We start from the raw sequence: 3302 nt of genomic DNA on the forward strand, positions 1-3302 counted from the left end.
GGGTTGGGCTTGGAGGGCTTGGACGAGGCCGAGCCGCAGCGTGATCCTGGCCAGTTCAAGCCCTTCCGCCAGCGGCTGGGCCGCTCGCAGGGCCGCCGCGGCCGCCTCCGTACGGCCTTCGGCCCTGTGCAGGTCGGCCAGGCCGCGCAGCAGCAGCGCCTCCCCGCGCCGGTGGCCCGCCGCCCGGGCCGCGTCCAGGCCGACGGCCGTGGTCGCGTGCCAGTCGTCGTGGTGCGCCCCAAGCTCGAACAGCGGCGTCAGGTAGAACGCCAGCCGCCAGGCGGCCTCGTACAGGCCGGCGCGGTAGAAGTCGTCGACGGTCGCGACGAGGAAGCGGCGTTCGGCGCCGAGCCACCGGGCCTCGTGCCGCAACCACCCGGTCTCCAGGGCCGGGTCGCCGGGGAGCGCCGGGTCATCGTGCCCGGGCAGGTGGACCTCGGTGCGGCCGGTGCCGGGCTCGGCAGGCAGGAGGGAGGCCCGGGCCTGCCGGGTACGCTCCAGGATCGCCTCCGCCCGGAGCGCCAGCACGCCGCCCGGACCGCCGTCCTCCCCGGCCAGACGTTCGGCGGCGTAGAGCCTGGTCAGGTCGTGCCACCCGTACCTCTCCTGACCGGCCTCGTCGAGCCCGCGCGACTGCAGCAACCCGGCCTCCGCCAGCGGTTCCAGGTCCGCGCCGAGCACCCAGGAGGCGAAGTCGGGGGCGGAGAACGCGCCGAGCTCGCGCAGCAGCCGGCGTTCAGGGTCGGGCAGGCCACGGTAACCGAGCGCCAGGCTGCCGCGTACGGCCAGGTCGCCCGCGCTCAGCTCGTCGAGCCTGCGCCGCTCGTCCCCGAGGCGGCCCGCCAGGTGGTCGAGCGTCCAGCCCGGCTTCCTGGCCAGCCGGGAGCCGGCGATGCGCAGGGCCAGCGGGAGGTGGCCGCAGAGGCTGGCGATGCGGCGGGCCGCCTCGGGCTCCGCGCGTACCCGCTCGTGCCCGGCCACGCCGCCGAGCATGGCCACGGCCTCGTCCTCGTCGAGCACGCCCAGCTCGTACGCCCGCGCCGCCTCCAGCCCCGGCAACGACGACCGGCTGGTCACCAGGGTGAGGCTGCCCGGCCCGGTGGGGAGCAGGGGGCGTACCTGGGCCTCGTCGGCGGCGTCGTCCAGCACTACGAGCAACCGTCTGCGAGCCGTCATGGTGCGGTAGAGCCGGATACGGTCGTCCAGCGCCGGGGGCACGGCGCCGTCCGGGCAGCCGAGCGAGCGCAGCAGGTCCTCCAGCACCGCGCCGGGCGGCCGGGCGCCGAGCGCGGCGTGGAGCCGGCCGTCCGGGAGGTCGATCCCGGTGGCGGCGTGCACGGCCAGCGCCGACTTCCCGCAGCCCGGCGGGCCGTGCAGGACCAGGTGTACCGGGGCCGCCGGCGCCTGCTCGCGGACCGTCCGGTGAATCCAGTCGAGCGCCGGCTGGCGCCCGGCAAAGTCGGAAATATCTGGCGGCAGCTCGTCACTCACCGCCCCGCCGTCCTGCCGCCCGTCACCAGCCACCCCCCACGGCCGGACAACATCGGGTGACGGCTGATGGCTACCTTGCGGCGGTTGACGGCCACCAGGCGCCGGCCGCTCGGGATCGCCGTAAGGCGGCTGCCGGCCGGTGTCGTACAACACTCGCTGCTGAGCGGCGGTCAGCTCGGCCCCTGGCTCCAGGCCCAGCTCCTCGACCAGCGTCCGGCGCGCGTCCTGGAAGGCGCCGAGCGCTTCCGAGCGCCGTCCCGCCTGGTGGAGGGCCTCGATGAGGCGTACCCAGGCCCGTTCCCGCAGCGGGTGCGCGCCGACCAGCGCCCGCAGCTCGCCGACCACCTCCGCGCCCCTGCCCAGCCGCAGATCCAGCTCCACACGCTCTTCCAGCGCGGTCAGGCGCAACTCCTCCAGCGGTACGGCATGCGCCCGGCGCAGCACCGACGACTCGATGTCGGCCAGCGCCTGCCCCCGCCACAACCCCAGCGCGGCCCGGAACCCGTCGGCCGCCTCGGCGACCCGGCCCGCCGCCCGAGCCTGGCGCGCCCCGGCGACCAGCCGCTCGAACCGGTGGCAGTCGACGTCGTCCGGCGCGACCTCGATCAGGTAGCCGCCGGGCACCGTGCGGATGCCGTCCACCAGCTTGCGCAACGCGCTGACGTACACCCTGAGCACCGACTCCGCGGACGCCGGCGGCCGATCGTCCCAGACCACGGACATGAGCCGCCCGACGGGCACCCGCTCGGGGGCGGACAGGAGGAGCGCGGCCAGCAATGTGCGGTGTTTCGCCGGTCCCGGCGTCCGGCCTCCGTCAATCCGCAGCGGCCCCAGCACGCCGAATCGCACCCTCACCCACCTCTCAACCGGCACATCACCGACCAGCCGGCCCGAGAGTGAACGCGTCGAAGCGGACGCGTACGGAGGCGGTCTCGCCGGAGGCCGCGTGCACCCCTGCCTCGTCCGGGCCGTACGGGGCGTCGGCGTCGGACACCTCGGTGACCAGGCGCTCGTTCAACCACATGCGCAACCTCACCGCGTCCCCGGTGTTCGTGCACTCGGCCACGATGCGGTTGACGGACGTGACGGGGGCGTTCGCGGGGCCGTACAGGGTGGTGCCGCGGGTCCCTGTGCGGCGCTTCACGATCGTGGCCTTTCCCGAGCCGGTCACCGCGAACTCGTAGCGGTCTCCGGAGCCGGCCGAGCCGTGGCACCACACACCGTACTCGCCGGTTCCCCGGGTCAGGGTGGCCTTCGCGCTGACGATCACGCCGTTGTCCGGCTCCTGCCTGGGGGCCGACTTCCAGAGCCGCCAGCCGGGGTTGACGGTCAGCTCGTAACCGGTGCCCGCCTGACGCGCGTTCCCGCCCTCCGACGCGCCGACCGCCCAGGCGTCGCCGAAGCCCGCCTCGTACGGCCACGTCTCCCGCCAGAGCGCGGGAACGGCCAGGGCCGCGCCGGCGACCAGGGCCATCGCGGCGGCACCGGCCACCCACGGCCACCGCCGCCGCCTGCCCTTCGGCGCGCCACTCACCGGCGCGTCAGAAGGCGGCGCGGCGGGCGGCGGCGGACCAGCGGGCCGCGCGGTAGTCGAGGTGCCCGTCCACGTGCGTTCCACCACCTCGGTGGCCATGGTCAGGCGGGTGCCGCCGACCAGCTCGGACAGCAGCCCCTGGGCGGTGGGCCGGAGGCGGGGGTCCTTGGCGAGCGCCCGCGCCACCACCTCCCTGATGCCCTCATCCAGCCCGTCCAGCCGCGGCCTCTCCTGCATGATCCGATACAGCACCTCACCAGGCGACCCACCCCCGAAC

Annotated in this window: 2 protein-coding genes; both read right to left on the bottom strand. The window is 75.5% G+C overall.

All coding sequences use genetic code 11. From position 1 onward, the window contains the following. A partial coding sequence (locus tag ETD86_RS53405) for an AfsR/SARP family transcriptional regulator (protein ID WP_246149520.1) occupies positions 1-2340 on the bottom strand: 2340 nt, incomplete at its 3' end. A 25-nt stretch (positions 2341-2365) separates the two neighbouring features. Then, the coding region (locus tag ETD86_RS53410; protein ID WP_484213976.1) for a serine/threonine-protein kinase at positions 2366-3302 on the bottom strand (937 nt) is incomplete at its 5' end.

The sequence above is a fragment of the Nonomuraea turkmeniaca genome (genome assembly GCF_005889735.1).
GTDB classification, from domain to species: Bacteria; Actinomycetota; Actinomycetes; order Streptosporangiales; family Streptosporangiaceae; genus Nonomuraea; species Nonomuraea turkmeniaca.